Source organism: Nitrospira sp. MA-1 (genome assembly GCA_032139905.1).
Lineage (GTDB): Bacteria > Nitrospirota > Nitrospiria > Nitrospirales > UBA8639 > Nitrospira_E.
The window spans coordinates 950171-965476 of the sequence record JAQJDB010000006.1 but is presented as its reverse complement, the minus strand read 5'-3'; the positions used below and the strand labels follow the sequence as shown (position 1 = coordinate 965476).

Here is a 15306-nt window from a genome sequence, read left to right as displayed (position 1 = left end):
ACTTCCCCACAATCTATCTCTACCCCTTGCTACCCAAGGAATAAGGAATAATGTAACTTTGCCGCACATAGTAAGGCACACCTTGCGTCCAAGCATCGGTCAACACGAGTCTTGTGGGGCCTGCATGATGAATCATTTCAGCAGCTTTTTGCACCGCATCCTTTGGGGTGACCCCGGACCGAACAACCATCAACACGACTTGAGCCAATCCGCTTAAGACATTCACATCCGCCAATGGCAACACGGGTGGGGCGTCGAGAATAATAAACCGGTAACGTGATGTCATCATCTCTAACATAGAAGAGAGATTTTGCAACTTGGCAAGCGGAACAGGATACCGACCAACATCCCCCACCGTCATGCACCACAACGGCAGATCAGGAATTTTTTGCAGACAGGGTTCCAACAACCGATTAGTCCCGGAAAAATATTCTGCAACACCTGGCGCCTGATTTAAACCTAGAACCCTGTGCAAATTCGGACATTTAAAGTCACAATCAATGATGAGGGTCGGCTCATTCAAATCCCTTGCCAGAGTATAGGCGATATTCGCAGATGTGCTGGTTTTTCCCTCTCCCTTCATGGCACTCGTAATTAACACCACCTGGTTGGAAGCACCGGGATCCAGAAGATCCAGCCGAGTCGCGGCCACCCGGTACTGCTCAGCCACAATGGATTGAGGACGCCATTTGGTCACTAAATTCAACTGAGGGAGAAACGCCTCCTGAAAGGTTTTGTGGCGGTGTCCAGAGGCCCCACTTTCGGTTTCCTCCTTTTCCGTGTCAGAACCATTCCCTTTCAACAGGGAATCGACGCACTGAGACAATGCAAGGTGCTTCCCATTGGAGCCATTCTGAGCTTCCAATTCACTTGCCACCATCTTCATCGATTTCCCGTAAGCCATTTTAAAACTGGGTATGGTGGCCAGGGTGGCAAGCCCTAAAGATATTTCAGCTTCCTCCGAACGTCGGAACGTCGGCCATAACAAATCCAAAAGAAAGGCGAGTCCAAAGCCTAATCCGGTCCCTACAATAAACCCACCCACCGCAATTAATTCCCGAGGCTTTCCCTCCGGCTTGGTCGGCAAATTGGCCGGATCTAAAATACGAAATCGCTCTCCCTTTTGTCGTTTATCTAGATTTTCAGAAATCCTGGCATTAATCCGATTTTCATGCAGGCGTTGATAGTGCCTCTGGATATTGTCGTAGTCCCGTTCAAGGGCAAGCAATGCCTGTTCATGATGAGGCGTGTCCTCAAGGCGCTTCTCAAGGTTTTTCATGTTTTTGGAAACATCGGCCAACTGTGATTTCAACGGAGGGAGTTGAGAATTTAATTCTTTCTTGGTGTTCAACAGCTCGGCCAGATAGGGATCAGAAGGAGTCTGTTGTCCTCCACGCACCATGGGGCGGTTCGCCAGTTGCTGCTCCGCATCTTTGATTTGTTTCTTCAAGGAAATGATATCCGGATAGGATTCTTTGTATTCACTCGACAACTTCGCCAGTTCACGGGTCAGCTCATGTAAACGCTGGGTCAGGGGATCCGTTTTCCCCGGAAGGAGGGATCCCGGGATTTTAGCGACCGCTCCGGGATTTGCCTCATAATCCAAAATGGTTTTTTCCAACAGATCCAACCGGGTATTGATGGAATTCATGGAATCTTGAATCCGGGTTTTTTCGAGTTGTAATCGATCGAGCGTCCTAAAATTCGCCTCCAATTGGGCAGGCAACTCCCCGACATACTTCATCCTATATTCCGACAAGGCCTTTTCTTTTTGATCTAAGGCTTCTTTCGCCGAAATAAGCTCTTGGTCCAAAAACTCCATCGCCCCTTCAATAAATTGTTCGCGAATCTTGATATTTTCATCGATATATTGAGAAGCCAACCTTTCCGTCACTTTCATGGCCACCTTCGGATCACGGTGCGCAAACGATATGTTAAAAGCCTCGATTTGCCCACCACTCCCCTTCGTTTCAATCAGAATGTTTGTTCGTAATGCCTCAATCACCCCCTCATACCCCCGGGCTTTTATATCGTCAGAGTATAAGTGAAATTCTTCTATGATTTTCAGCAAACTGGTTCGGCTTAACACCTGCTGGGTCATAGTAGACACTCGGTCGGCGGTACTGCCTCCGACCACGGACGAGACATATTTTTCAGGAATTTTTTGTTGTTCGATGAGAATGACTGTCTCCGAGCGATACATATCCACTTTCAGCCAAGCCAAAGTTCCACCAATGGCTATTCCCAGTATGACAAAACTCAGAATCAACCACTTCCGTCGAACCGCCAAATCCCAAAAATCTTTGAGATATTTTTGGACAATAAGTGCAGGATCGGTGTTGTTATGCGCTGCAGTAGGACCAGACATGGAGCCCATGATATTCTTTCTATTGCGAGATCCCAGGATCTACCTGGCCAATCCGGTTTTTAAGCGGCTTCCTGATTTACGGGACGATGACTGTATCCCCCGACCGGAGAGTGATGTTATACACTCCCCCATCCTCCGAAATAAGATCGGAATATCGAAGCGGGATACGTGTTTCTATGAGATGCCCCTTTTCATCTTTTTCCGTGCGAACGACAATGATGTCATTTCGGGAAGCGAATTGGGTAAATCCACCGGCTAACGACATGGCCTGGAGGATCGTCGTATAGGATTTCAATGGCAATTTCCCTGGCTTCACCACTTCTCCAACAATAAAGACATAGTAACTATTGACTTCGATCACATTCACAGACACCGAAGGATTTTCTTTTACTGCCTTAAATTTTTCTGCAATTTTTTTGGCGACCTGATCAGCCGTCAACCCGCTGGCTACCACATCACCGATTAAGGCTAAAGAAATTTTTCCGTCCGGCCGGATCACCACCTGCCTCGACAAATCGGGGTTTTTCCAGACGATCACTTCAATGACATCTTCCGGACCCAATACAAAGCCCTCTTCAGGGTGGCCTGGTGAAACAACCACGTCAGGCTTTAAACACCCCATACAGGTCAGAAAACCCATCAGGAGAATACACACCTTGCTGCCTATGGATGGAAAGGTATTCCTCATATGCCCTCAATCAAACTAAAAAATGAGTATTTACGGAATCAGAACCATGGTCTCAGAAGGCACGACAATCGTATCTCCGGGCTTTAACTCCACATTGTCAGCCCCCCGCAAAATAATATCATCGTAGCTGACCACTAATTTCTGAGGTGCCTCGTTATCCATTCCCAATCGAAAAATGGTAATCCGACTCCGCACTGCATCAGGCGCCATTCCACCCGCCAATGTAATGGCCTGGATAAGAGTCGTTCGGCTTAACAAAGGCAATTTTCCAATTTTTCCGACGGCCCCTTGCACATAAAAGTAATAGCTATTCACCGCCTTGACCACAATGGCCACTGTCGGATTTTCCTTATAGGACTTGAGTTTTTGCGTAATGTCATCGCGAAGTTCAGAGGTGGAGCGCCCCACCGCTTTCACATCCCCAATCAGTGGCAACGAAATTTTCCCATCGGGTCGAACCATCACTTCTCTCGACAAATCGGGATTGCGCCAAACACTGATTTCCAAAATGTCTTCCGGACCAATGATGTAATCATCAATCACAATTAATGCCCGTTTTTCGGCACGACTTTCGGCTCGTTTCGCCTCTTCGGATATTGAACCCATGTTTGAATCAGCACAAGCCAACCCGGTAAGGTTTAGAGTCAACAAACCAGTTACCAGAAAGAAGACCTGGACACTCCTACGATACACACTCTGCATCATAACTCACCTCATTCCCCGTGAAAGTTCTCCACACACCCCTGTAAGTTAAGCTCTAACCGCTTCATCGACACAAAGACCATGACGGTATCATTCGGGCAAATTCATAGACGAAACAGGCCACAGTACGTCTTAAATCCACTTCCTTTGTTGACTTTCAACTTGATCAGCACACTGGTTTGCATTCAGAACCCGCTCAATAAACTATCAATCGGTGAATAGCGGATGAAAATTAAATAATAGTCGAGAATCTTGCAATTGCGTGATTCACACACATGGCTGCAACGAGGCTGAGAGAAAAAAATTAAAAAGAAGTGAGCGGGGCTATGAACACCCCGAAGCAGAAATCTGGGGCAGAACCACTTCCAATGTACAAGTGGTTACATAATATGTCCGAATAAATAAGTTAGAACATTCCGTGTAGGTCTTGATTTGAACCTAAAAGACCCAACACTGTGAGAGGAAATGTAGGCGGGACAAGGCAGAAAAATGCGTAAAAAATGTGCTGCGGAAAGACCTGCAGAGTATGAAAAAATTTGGTGCCCCCGACACGAATTGAACGTGCGGCCCGCGGTTTAGGAAGGCAAAACATTCACTTCTCTCTACCCCACTCAAACTCATTCCGGCCAATTCCAACGAGCGTTTAGCTTTATTGAAACTTTTGCTGGAGTAGGCCTAAATATGCTGAAAAGTGGTGGGGTTGAGCACAAAATGAGCACAATTTTCAAATTTTTATCACATGCAGGGAAACAAAGAACTACCTCGCCAAACCAAAATTCCTATGAATTGGAGAAAACTCAAACTGCGGTTTAATAAAGTTTTTTTTAATTTAGGGACTCCAAAAACAACTGATTTTGAATCTACCTCCCAGACCCTATAGGCCGATTCAACCCTATGAATTACTCTTCTCCTTCATCTCCTTCATCTTCGCCACCATAATAGTCTGGCGGGTATTCTTGCGTCATCCACCTATGTTCCAACCGATAATCATCTCTAAAATGATGTGTTTCTTTAAATTCATCTAATGCTGTCTCATACTGACTAATAATCAAGACAACATCACTATATGTAGGCATTTCATCTTCATTCAGTGTATCTAAAAACATGTAGGATGGTTCATTTTCGCAGATTTTTTTCAGTGGTTCTAATACTCTATTTACCATTTTTAATTTCATTTTATTCAGCTGGTCATCTGGTTTTTTCTTTGACAAAAGGTCAAATTCCCTTTTTTGAGAATCAAGCATATCCTTCAGTAATTCATAATCTTCAATGTTTTTTTCCGTTGGGAGCCAATCTTTTTCATCACTCATTAGATTTTCTTACCTCATCAAACTTTTCATTTTATTGTGGGAGGATCAGTTCTTAGGGAAGACAGAGTGTCATCAATAAACCAATACCAATGAGAATCAGTAGGCGATCTCATTATATTATCGCATCGTAGCTTCTCTAAAGATGTTAAATAATGAGAAAGAATGAAAATGACATCGCTATTGTTTGGCATATCATTTTCATCAAATAAAGAAAACTCTTCGGGAAATGGCTTGTAACTATCTCTTAATATGTCGTTTGCTCTCGAAAGAATGCTATTTACAAACTTTAGCTTAAATTTGTTTAGAGAATCGGTTGGCTTCTTTTTTGATAAAAGAGCTACTTCATCGTAAGCACTCTTGACCTGGGGTTGAAGCTTTAAAAACGTTTCTACTTCCTCTTCATTCATAATAGTTTCCCAAATATTAAGAGGGACAAGCCCGCATAAACTCTACATATTTTTTATTAATCACATCAATTGGGTTTCTTTGTTTATTTTCATAAACTTGACACATAAGTTTCAGATCTTCATCGTCCAGTATTAATATACATCTTCTTTGCCCGGCCCATAGAGCAATAGTGTTTTTAAAAACGTTTTTTGGTGGTTTATTTCTAGTAAATACAATTCCAAAACTGCCAAATTCATCGTTAAGATAACGATTCAATTGATTTATATGGGTTGAAGTGACCTCGTTTGTGTTTTTTATTTCGATCACTATTTGCTTGCTTTCATATTTTTCATATATTTCTTTAAGCAATTGGTGGGAGACATTGTTGTAGAAAATCAGATCTCTAATCAGAACACCCTCTACTGTTCTTGATTGAGGTTGGGCAAAATCCAATTCCGGATAAAGCATAGAAGCTAGCAAAGGACATAAAATTCTTTCATATTCCTGATCTGCTTTGTCTACCTTACCAGTTGGTAGTTTTAATATTTCTGTGAGTTTCCTTTTTGAGGACAGCACTGGTATTTGTGAGAATAAAGGGTCATTTTTGCAGTCTTTTTGCTGTAAACGTTTTCGTTCCACATAAGCTTGTATCTGGTCATAGTTCTTTCTGTTGTATTCCAGTATTTGTATTCTCGGTATTTCTTTTCCATCTAATATTTTATCAGATATTGAAATATACTCTTGAAAATAGTCCTCATAATTCAGCCATGGAACAAATCGTAGCCATCTTTTAGGCACTAATAATATAGATTCTTTGGAATTTGGATTTACCGGCAAATTAAGACTTTCATTGACAAATTTAAGACTCTTGCAGTCAAAATATTGTATGTTTACCAACTTTGTAGGAATGTTGTATTTTTCACATTGCTGAATAGTGTAATCAATTAAAAAGGACTTTAAAAAATTACAAGAAATATCGCTCACTCGATCTTTAGAAAAATTCTCTATTAAAAGTTGCAGTTCCTCAAGGTGAGTAAAACCCTGCCTGTTTATTTGCGGGACATCCTTAAAGGTTGACAATATTTGCCTAGCCATTTTGTCACCGATCTTTTTCCCGTGTTTAGTTTTTGAATCTCCCAAACCAACTTCATCACACTCTGATATTTTTATCAGAATTGAAATTGCAGCATTTTCGTCTTTAAAGAATAATGTTCCTAGATAGTTAAACGAATTTATTATTGAAGAATGCAATGAGTTATCTTGTTGAGATGGGCTTTTCCATAGCAGAAATGGGTCTAGATAAAGAGGAATATCTTCGTCTAAGAAAGGAACAGCAAAATCAGCTTCCGCCTGCGCAAAAGGTAAGTTATGAAAATCATTTAATCTTGGCCTTACAATCACATCTTTACCTTATAAATCTCTCCTAGCGTCCGCCTTGGGTCGTTTCCAGCCATTCTCCGCCTCTGAGGTTTCATAGATATTTGTTTTTGCCACCGTAAATAAAGGCCCTCAAGATCAAATGAAATCAAGGGTCTAGACTCCGCCAATGAGAGGGGTATTTGACAAGCACATTCCGATTAGAAGCAATCTCCTTCCCAGGCTCTAGAGGCCAATCCAACCTTGCGGCTATCGGGCCATGCGTGCAGAACAAATTCAAGGTCAGTTCACGAGTGGCTGGAAACGGCTGCGGTTTCAACCGGTCGCTGCAACACATGGGTTAAATCGTTCAGCAGGTGTTTCAAAGTTTAACGTTTTTCTTGGTCGTTCGTTGAGACGCCGTGCAACGGCGTTTAGCTTGGCTTGTGGAACTCTCGACAGATCCATTCCTTTCGGGAAGTATTGCCTTAACAGACCATTGGTATTTTCGTTGGACCCTCGCTGCCAGGGATTGTGTGGATCACAAAAGTATACCTTTATGTCGGTCGCCAGCGTGAAGCGTTTATGGTCGGCCATCTCTTTGCCTCGGTCCCAGGTGAGTGACTTGTAAAGCTCCCGAGGTAACTTATGCGCTTGCTTGATCAAGGCATTGATCACCGTCTCGGTGTCTTTGCTGTCGACTTTGACCAGCATCAGGTAGCGTGTATGACGTTCGACCAGCGTCGCCATCTGGCTGTTATGACTACCGAATAGCAGATCACCCTCCCAGTGTCCCGGTAAGGCTCGGTCTGCCGCAGAGGCAGGCCGCTCACGGATCGATACGGTGTCGGTAATCCGGCCGTGCTCCTCCGTTTTTTGTGTGTGGTGGCGTGAACGACGCATCATTCGTGTGCGCCTCAAATGCTGCATCAACTCTTTCTTCAAGGCACCACGTGCCTGGATGAATAGGCTCCTATAGATCGTCTCGTGGGACACCTGGTAACGTTCATCGTCCGGATAGGTGTGCTTAAGCCAACCGGCAATCTGCTCGGGTGACCACTCCAATTGTAGCTTCCTGGCTACGATTCGAGCCAGTGCACGGTTCTCTACTAGTTTACAGGTTTTGGGGCGATGGGCCCGAGCCCAGGCCGCCTGATCAGCCTGACTTGCCCGGTAACCGCCTTGCCCATGGTTGCGTTTGATTTCCCGACTGATGGTCGAAGGCGCACGATTCAGGGAGGCTGCGATGGAACGAATGGAGCAACCTGTAGCTATGCCGCGTGATATTTCCTCCCGCTCCGCCAGGGTTAGTGCGCATGATGATCGTCGACGCTCTGGCGGGCGTATCCCCCCATGCTCTCGAAGGATACGTTCAATCGACGGATGATGCCGATCAAATAACCGCGCAATCGACTCCAGAGATTCACCTTTCTTCCAGCGATCCCACATTAAGGCCTTTTGTTCTTCTGTGTAATAAATCCTTGGGCGCCGCTTCATTTTCAACATCCTCCTCTCTATTATTAGAGATTAGATGTTGCAGCGACCGGTTGAAACCGCAGTCAATAGCGGAAATCACGTTCGAGTTAAGTTGCCGTAGCAAAGCGGGGGTACCGCCTAAACGATTTGTTATGCATTTCATGTTTAACTGTTAGCACTTAAGGGGGCAGTATCATTTAATTCGCATTTAATTAGTTTACTAGAAACCATTGATCTCAGATCCCAATTGATTTTCATTGTTCCTTAATTTAAGTTAAATGAATTAGAACAACAAAATTTTAACTTTTCGCCTGAACCGCAAGGACAAGCATCATATGCACCTATTTTATTTACATTGCAAAATTTCTTAAACTCTGCATCACTTCTTATACGCCAAAGCTTTAATGCTTTGTCATCATGAGCAGGGTTACCCCATATAGCTGGAATTACTTTTGAACCTTTTTCTGCCAAAAGAAAACTCGACAATTCATCACGCGCATTTTCTAAAATAGCATTAGGGAGACAATGCCTCAAACCAGCCTCAATTGAAGTCACTACCTCACCCCCTTCATTCACAGATAACTCATTTAATATTTCTTTTCTAAGCGACATACCATTTTGTGTGTTTCTAAATTTCAATATTCCTTGCATTAAACCAGGATCATTCAATACAGCACCACCAAGGTCAGATGAAAACCTTCCAGTCACAACGTAACTCGCCGCTTCCGCTGCCCAATTCCTTGCTGCGACAGCAGAAAATATAACTCCTGCCAAAATATTTCCGCCAAAGTGTATTTTCAACGCTGGGATATTAAGTTTTTCACAAGTCACACCAGCCATAATAATATGTGCAACTCTCAAAACAGAAAATACATGCCACTTTGGAACGCTGGTTGGAATAACTGCATCACTAATGCCAAGTAATTCTTTTACACTAGGATATAAAAGGCTACTTCTTATTACATCGGCAATGTTCACACCTGGGCTGTTTTCGAAACTTTCTATTTTGGACGCTAATAATGCAAATCTTGCCTCAGTAATGTCCTCGTACCCTGGTACAGCAGCTAAACTTTTTCGAATTTCTTCTGTACCCGAAATAGGTTTAGATGCAGTTTGATTCAATATTGAGACTATCCCAATGTCACCCCCAGTTATATCTTCTTTATTAGGATATATAACCGCTGCATCAATCTGGTGAGCCACGAATCTAAGAGAGTCTTCTTCTATTAAATTCCAAAATAATACTGAACCAAACAGATTATAAATTTTGGTGATTGATGCCAACGGAAGATATATATGATCAAAGCAAATAAGCCCAACTACTAAATCGTGCATTGCAGTGGACACAGATGAACTGAGCTCACTATTATTAAACCCAGTACCGACAATCATATTTCTCTCAATTTCATCAGCACCTTTTACTACAAAAGTATAAGAGCTTGTCCAAAGTCCAGGTGGAATAACGTCAGAGATATAATATGAGCTTTTGTACTGAGATTTTTTATTAACATAAGCATAATCATCAGTAACTACTATATTACGTTTTGATTTGATTATGTCGGCCACAAGAATAGAGGACCTATGGTCTGCATGGATATCATTGAAGTATTTAATAGTTTTAACGCTTATTGGTAAATTATTGTTATCGCTAGATGAAACAAGAAAATGCGGGCCATCACCAAATAACTCTTTAATATCGTTATTCTCCGATATAATTTTCATTAAATATTCATCAGCCATACTATACCCAATAAAGACAACGCATGACTCCATCAAAATATTTTTTAAAATATTTTGATAAGCATTATTAGATAACAATTCTTTATAATCTTCCTCTGTAAAGACAATCGACTCAATAGAGCTTATCGAACCGTGCAACTTACAAATAAATGATTTATTAATTTTGATTTGAGGTATTATTCTTTCGATATCGGTTTTTTCAATTAACTCACAACCTTCTAGGCTTGTTTCTAAACATCCATCAACATTCGTGGTTAATATATAGGATGGATTTATGCCCTGAATAATTTGACAAAATCTTTCGTATACAGGAGTGGTTTTTTTAAGGGATAATTCTTCAGATAAAATAGTATGATATCTTTGTTTCGATATTGATTTGCAATATGAAAAAAACTTAGGGTATTCAAAAAATTCTAATAATTTAATTGCTATTTCTTTATCATAGCTTTCTTCATATCGTAGATAACCACTGTGCATAAAAGAAGCAAGCTCACCCCAAAGTTTGTAACCAGAAGTGGTCCCCAGTCCTTGGACAGAATAATGAGGATGCTAAGTGAAATCTTCTGCGCTATATTTGTTTGCAACGAAAGGAGCAGAAGATGGCACGACGATCCCGACGGAATCATTCCCCAGCGTTTAAGGCCAAGGTGGCCTTGGCCGCCGTCAAGGGCGAACGCACGTTGGCGGAATTGGCCGAGCAGTTTGACGTACATCCGAATCAGATCCAAGATTGGAAGAAGCAGCTGCTGAGCAAGGCAGAACATGTTTTTGGCGCCAGTCTCGTTGCTGCTGCCGACCATGAACAGGTCCAGCAGAAGCTGCATGCCAAGATTGGCCAGCTGACCATGGAGAAGGATTTTTTAGCCACCGCGCTCGGACCCGGCCGATGACTGAGCGCAAAGCGATGCTCAAGGCCCAGCAAGGACTTTCGGTGACTCGTCAATGTCAGCTGTTAGCCGTGCCGCGTTCGAGTGCCTATGCACGGCCCCAGGATGTCTCAGCGGCAGACCTTGTTTTGATGCGCCAACTCGACGAGCTCTATCTGAAATGGCCGTTCTATGGCAGCCGTCGCCTGTGTGTTGAGCTTCAACAACAGGGCCATAGAGTGAATCGTAAACGCGTTCAACGGTTGATGCGCAAGATGGGGATCCGAGCGATTTACCCGAAGCCGCGAACGAGTCAACCAGGACTGGGGCACAAAATTTATCCCTACTTATTAAGAGGCCTGAGAATTGAACGTCCAAACCAGGTGTGGGCGAGTGATATCTGTTATATCCCGATGGCCAAGGGGTTCATGTATCTCACCGCCATCATAGACTGGTACTCACGTCGGGTGTTGGCGTGGCGCGTTTCGAATACGCTGGAAACGGATGCCTGTGTGGAGGCGCTGGAAGAAGCCCTCTTGCGCTATGGGGCGCCAGAGATCTTCAATACGGATCAGGGTGCCCAATATACCAGTGAGGCATTCACCGCGACACTCAAAGATCGTGGGGTGCAAATCAGTATGGATGGTAAGGGGCGTTGGGTCGACAACGTATTCGTCGAACGACTATGGCGCAGTGTGAAGTATGAGGACGTGTACCTGCGAGCCTATGAGACGCCCGCAGCGCTACGGGCTGGGCTGACTGGCTATTTCACGTTCTATAACACGGAACGCCGTCACCAGTCCTTGAATCGACAGACACCGGATACCGTATATTGGGCAGGTCCAATGGCAACGAAGGCGGCATAATGCCCAGCAGAAGTTTCACTTAGCGCCCTGTCCAGAAATCGGGGTCCACTTCTACCGCGCCACTTACTTGCGCCTGCGCCAATCCAAAAAACAATATTACGCTCCTTTTTTGAAGCTATATCGCTTAGACAATTGATATTATATATTGTTGATTTATCGTTAGAATTAAGCATTATTTGAATGCAATTTAATTGTTAATAGAAGTGATTTAGTTTTTATTAATTTTTCAATGGAATAAAAATAAGTAAAATCACAATGGGGCATTGGTAGTTATTCTAAAAGAATAATTAAGGGCTGAATAAATAGTAGCAATAAAAGAGGTGTAGCGATTATTTCTTAACCAGCTTTAGATCATTTTTAAATCCCTATACGCCTTTTATTTTCTCCTTTGTTTTTAGGCATAACAATTAATACTTAGCATTTTTGCAGGGATATGACTTATGCATGTAGAATCTGCAATGCCCGCTTTGGGTCGTTTCCATCCATTCTCCGCCTCTGAGGTTTCATAGATATTTCTTTTTGACCCTAAAAAAATGAGATATTAATTTCCGATAAATCAACCTTAAAGGGATGGTTTTCCCAAAAGGTATTTAAAAAATACACCAAATTCTTGATAAATACTAATCCCGTTTATCTTTTCCCGCAAAAAACTATTCTAAGCCATTTCCTGATGGCCTTTTAACACCTGAGGTATAATCCCTCCTACCTTCCCAAACAAATTAAAAAGCACTCACCCCATTTTAATTTAATTAAACCCTCCCTAAAGTTAAAACCTTATCGGAGAAAACGCTGAATTTTTTCCTGATAATCTTTCTCTGAATATTTTAAAAGGGGAGGATTAGTGATAAATTCCTCCCCCTTTTGCCAGTACCTTTTCGCCTCTCTGGCATCAAAAGAACTTGCTCTTCCCTTTTTCAGTTGTAGAGAAATTTTTTCATACGTCATTTTCTGCTTACGTAAATCAAAGGCCTTGAGATATTGGAAGGCTTCCGATAAACGAATTCTCTCTTTCCCCTTTTCTTGTTTGAGTCCGGCTTCCGTTCGTTCAGTTAACCAGGAACTAATTTTTTCAGAAATACTCGTTTTAATTTCGTCCTTCGGTCGTCGCATATCAACAACTCCAACCGTATCATTCCAATTAAATTCCTTTTCCTCCGGAAAATACAACAAAAAAAGGTGCCCCTTTAAATTTCCCATTTGGGTTTCTGTAAAATCCTCGCGTTTAAAGCAATTATTAATTGTTCCATAAGCCATTAATTCATTCTCAGGGATCCCCAAAATTTTCCACACAGACTTTGGGAATTCCCCGTTTCTTAACACCTCATCCAAATCTGAAATATCTTCGGGATTGGGAAGGTCTGATTCATAAACTTTCCATTTTCCCTGAAGAGCTTCAAAGGGGGAAACCTTCGGTTTTCCAGATTCGACCCACCGTTTATATTCACGCCCGTATTGTGGATTCCTCCGTACGCATTCTCGATGAAAAAAATATAACTTCCTCGCCCATGTCTGCTCATCCTTCTTACTTGCTCTAGCCATTCCGCAAAATAAGGGGAATCCCCTTATCTCCCATAGGAAAACTTTTTCGCAGGGATTACTTTGTGGTCATTCGTTAGTAGAAGGTAAAACCTTAAAAAAAGCAAGGGAGGTTGAGATGAAAAAACAAATGCCATGAATGCCATCAAGTTGTTGACGGAAAAGCCCATTGAACCCCTTGAGGAAAACAAACAGGGAATCATCGACAACATAATTTCTGTCTTTTCAGTTTTCTCATGTGGAAGGGTAAAGAAACATCCAAGGGAACCCTCCCAGAGGGTGTACAAAAACCTCTAGGAAGGATAGTGACACACGAAATCAGCGTAACCCGGACATAGACCATACAGACTAGGAAAGGAATAAAAAGCGTATGAATACTTTGGAACCGAATCAACCAATTATGAACACTTCTCCGAAAGAAAACCTTCGGCAAGCCCTACGGTTTGTGGAAGCCGGACATTCTCTGATGGAAGCCGAAACCCTATTTGGATTCTCCAGAAAAGACCTTGAGCACCATCTCATCCAAGCCAAAACCCGGCAGACACTGATCCGACAGCATCTCCAATCCCGCCCTCGGTTAACGTCCGTACTGCGCTACCCCGAGCGGGGGCCGTGGGGAATTTCCAATTATTTTGGAAACTGCCCCGGTTATCTGGTGGTGGATTTATTGGATTACTTAAAACCAAAATCTCTATTTGACCCGATGGAAGGATCGGGAACCGCAGGAGATGTCTGCTTTGATTTTGAGGTGGACTATTGCGGGGGAGATTTACAACTAGGATTTGATCTCCTCAGTTCTCCTCTCCCCAATCGAGATTTTGAATCGATTTTTTGGCATCCCCCTTATTGGCCCGGCCACCAATATTCGACTCATCCAAACGATCTTTCTTCAGCCAAGAATATCAAACAATTTTTGCTGGCCCTTCATGCCGCGTTTACCCGTCTGATTGATTGTCTCGCCCCAAGAGGACATCTTGCCCTTCTTATCGGGGATGGCCGGAAACAAGGGAAATTTTATCCCATACACAACGAAATCATCCAATGGAATCTCTTGCGCCTCGAAGTAGTCCTTATTAAGGAAGGGGACCATCAGCGCCGGGCGCAATTCTTTCGTTACGGCCCGACCCCATTTATTCCTACCTTGCATGAATATTTGTTGATCTTCCAAAAGGAGAACACCTGATGCAAGTGGCCTTATATGCACGTGTGAGTACCGGGAGCCAAGATCCTGAGGTTCAATTAGGAGCCCTTCGGCAGCATTGCGAGCAGCGAGGATTCACGATTGTGGAGGAATTTATTGACAAGGGGGTGTCGGGGGCAAAAGAAAAACGTCCCAGCTTAGATCGACTGAATAAGACCGCCTGGCATGGACAGTTTCAAGCGGTTCTGGTCTGGCGGTTTGATCAGTTTGCCCGTTCGGTCAAACATCTGCTCTCGACATTAGAAAATTTCCGATCTTTAAATATCCATTTTATTTCGCTCCAGGAACAATTCGATACCTCCACGCCCATTGGCCACGCCATGTTTACCATTATCGGCGCGATGGCCCATCTTGAACGGGATATTATTCGCGATCGCGTCAAGGCTGGATTAGACCGAGCCAAAGCCCGTGGGATTCGGTTAGGCCGACCGCCCGTCGCAAAAAATATTTCTTATATTGTCTTTTTGCATCGGGAAGGCCTGTCTATTCCGGCCATCGCTCGGAAGTTGAAGTGTAGTCGGTCCACCATTCGCCGTCGTCTTCGAGAGGCCCATCATGAAACAACCCAGCCATAGTCCTGTGGAGTCTCGATTGGTATCCGAACAGGAAGCCGCTCAGTATCTTGGCATCTCCTATTGGACGGTTCGAAACTTGCGGTTTCGGGGAGAACTCCCTTCCATCAAAATTCATCGCCGGATTCTCATTGATCGGCAAGACCTGGATGCCTACATTTCCAGTCTCAAAAAGGTGGAGGGGCCTTGACTTTTGGACTCAATGGAGCGATCCATCAAGGAGTCAGGGAGATGAACC

General features: G+C 43.3%; 13 protein-coding genes. 4 read left to right on the top strand and 9 right to left on the bottom strand.

Going from position 1 to position 15306, the window contains the following annotated elements; all coding sequences use genetic code 11:
• Nucleotides 1–19: 19 nt before the first annotated feature.
• The 8 genes from PJI16_11615 to PJI16_11580 all read right to left on the bottom strand — a co-directional run bounded on the left by PJI16_11615 (nucleotide 20) and on the right by PJI16_11580 (nucleotide 10504).
• The gene (locus tag PJI16_11615) at nucleotides 20–2377 is read right to left on the bottom strand and encodes a hypothetical protein (protein ID MDT3778203.1); all 2358 of its coding nucleotides are present in this window, start codon (nucleotides 2375–2377) and stop codon (nucleotides 20–22) included.
• A 67-nt stretch (nucleotides 2378–2444) separates the two neighbouring features.
• Entirely contained in the window at nucleotides 2445–3056 is a 612-nt protein-coding gene (locus PJI16_11610; protein ID MDT3778202.1) for a polysaccharide biosynthesis/export family protein, read from the bottom strand.
• Nucleotides 3057–3086: 30 nt separating this feature from the next.
• Complete coding sequence (locus PJI16_11605; protein ID MDT3778201.1) at nucleotides 3087–3761, bottom strand: polysaccharide biosynthesis/export family protein; 675 nt, start codon at nucleotides 3759–3761, stop codon at nucleotides 3087–3089.
• An 896-nt stretch (nucleotides 3762–4657) separates the two neighbouring features.
• Entirely contained in the window at nucleotides 4658–5068 is a 411-nt protein-coding gene (locus PJI16_11600; protein ID MDT3778200.1) for a hypothetical protein, read from the bottom strand.
• Between the two features lie 26 nt (nucleotides 5069–5094).
• Nucleotides 5095–5475: a hypothetical protein gene (locus PJI16_11595; GenBank protein ID MDT3778199.1), complete on the bottom strand. Its 381-nt coding sequence runs from the start codon at nucleotides 5473–5475 to the stop codon at nucleotides 5095–5097.
• 16 nt (nucleotides 5476–5491) lie between these two features.
• Nucleotides 5492–6856, bottom strand: a complete 1365-nt coding sequence (locus tag PJI16_11590; protein ID MDT3778198.1) for a hypothetical protein — start codon at nucleotides 6854–6856, stop codon at nucleotides 5492–5494.
• A 291-nt stretch (nucleotides 6857–7147) separates the two neighbouring features.
• Nucleotides 7148–8308: an IS30 family transposase gene (locus tag PJI16_11585; protein ID MDT3778197.1), complete on the bottom strand. Its 1161-nt coding sequence runs from the start codon at nucleotides 8306–8308 to the stop codon at nucleotides 7148–7150.
• 243 nt (nucleotides 8309–8551) lie between these two features.
• The gene (locus PJI16_11580; GenBank protein MDT3778196.1) at nucleotides 8552–10504 is read right to left on the bottom strand and encodes an SIR2 family protein; all 1953 of its coding nucleotides are present in this window, start codon (nucleotides 10502–10504) and stop codon (nucleotides 8552–8554) included.
• Between the two features lie 122 nt (nucleotides 10505–10626).
• Between PJI16_11580 and PJI16_11575 the strand changes: the two genes are divergently transcribed.
• Nucleotides 10627–11759 (top strand): IS3 family transposase gene (locus tag PJI16_11575; protein ID MDT3778195.1). Its coding sequence is split into 2 segments (ribosomal slippage): nucleotides 10627–10891 and nucleotides 10891–11759, totalling 1134 coding nucleotides; the frame shifts between segments, so codons are not numbered across the junction.
• A 774-nt stretch (nucleotides 11760–12533) separates the two neighbouring features.
• On the opposite strand, the gene PJI16_11570 is transcribed toward PJI16_11575, so the two are convergent.
• Nucleotides 12534–13088: a hypothetical protein gene (locus PJI16_11570; protein MDT3778194.1), complete on the bottom strand. Its 555-nt coding sequence runs from the start codon at nucleotides 13086–13088 to the stop codon at nucleotides 12534–12536.
• A gap of 577 nt (nucleotides 13089–13665) precedes the next feature.
• On the opposite strand from PJI16_11570, the gene PJI16_11565 reads away from it, so the two are divergent.
• The 3 genes from PJI16_11565 to PJI16_11555 are packed head-to-tail and all read left to right on the top strand — an operon-like array spanning nucleotide 13666 to nucleotide 15258.
• Nucleotides 13666–14478 (top strand): hypothetical protein, encoded by an 813-nt coding sequence (locus PJI16_11565; GenBank protein MDT3778193.1) that lies wholly within the window; start codon nucleotides 13666–13668, stop codon nucleotides 14476–14478.
• Complete coding sequence (locus tag PJI16_11560) at nucleotides 14478–15071, top strand: recombinase family protein (GenBank protein MDT3778192.1); 594 nt, start codon at nucleotides 14478–14480, stop codon at nucleotides 15069–15071. The genes PJI16_11565 and PJI16_11560 overlap by 1 nt, the downstream gene beginning before the upstream one ends.
• On the top strand, nucleotides 15052–15258 hold the full coding sequence (locus PJI16_11555; GenBank protein MDT3778191.1) for a helix-turn-helix domain-containing protein: 207 nt from the start codon (nucleotides 15052–15054) through the stop codon (nucleotides 15256–15258). The genes PJI16_11560 and PJI16_11555 overlap by 20 nt, the downstream gene beginning before the upstream one ends.
• Nucleotides 15259–15306: the final 48 nt, after the last annotated feature.

Coding starts and splice junctions, on each gene's coding strand:
- PJI16_11615 (MDT3778203.1), bottom strand. CDS start 2,377: ATGGGCTCCATGTCTGGTCCTACTGCAGCGCATAACAACACCGATCCT.
- PJI16_11610 (MDT3778202.1), bottom strand. CDS start 3,056: ATGAGGAATACCTTTCCATCCATAGGCAGCAAGGTGTGTATTCTCCTG.
- PJI16_11605 (MDT3778201.1), bottom strand. CDS start 3,761: ATGATGCAGAGTGTGTATCGTAGGAGTGTCCAGGTCTTCTTTCTGGTA.
- PJI16_11600 (MDT3778200.1), bottom strand. CDS start 5,068: ATGAGTGATGAAAAAGATTGGCTCCCAACGGAAAAAAACATTGAAGAT.
- PJI16_11595 (MDT3778199.1), bottom strand. CDS start 5,475: ATGAATGAAGAGGAAGTAGAAACGTTTTTAAAGCTTCAACCCCAGGTC.
- PJI16_11585 (MDT3778197.1), bottom strand. CDS start 8,308: ATGAAGCGGCGCCCAAGGATTTATTACACAGAAGAACAAAAGGCCTTA.
- PJI16_11580 (MDT3778196.1), bottom strand. CDS start 10,504: ATGCACAGTGGTTATCTACGATATGAAGAAAGCTATGATAAAGAAATA.
- PJI16_11565 (MDT3778193.1), top strand. CDS start 13,666: ATGAATACTTTGGAACCGAATCAACCAATTATGAACACTTCTCCGAAA.
- PJI16_11560 (MDT3778192.1), top strand. CDS start 14,478: ATGCAAGTGGCCTTATATGCACGTGTGAGTACCGGGAGCCAAGATCCT.
- PJI16_11555 (MDT3778191.1), top strand. CDS start 15,052: ATGAAACAACCCAGCCATAGTCCTGTGGAGTCTCGATTGGTATCCGAA.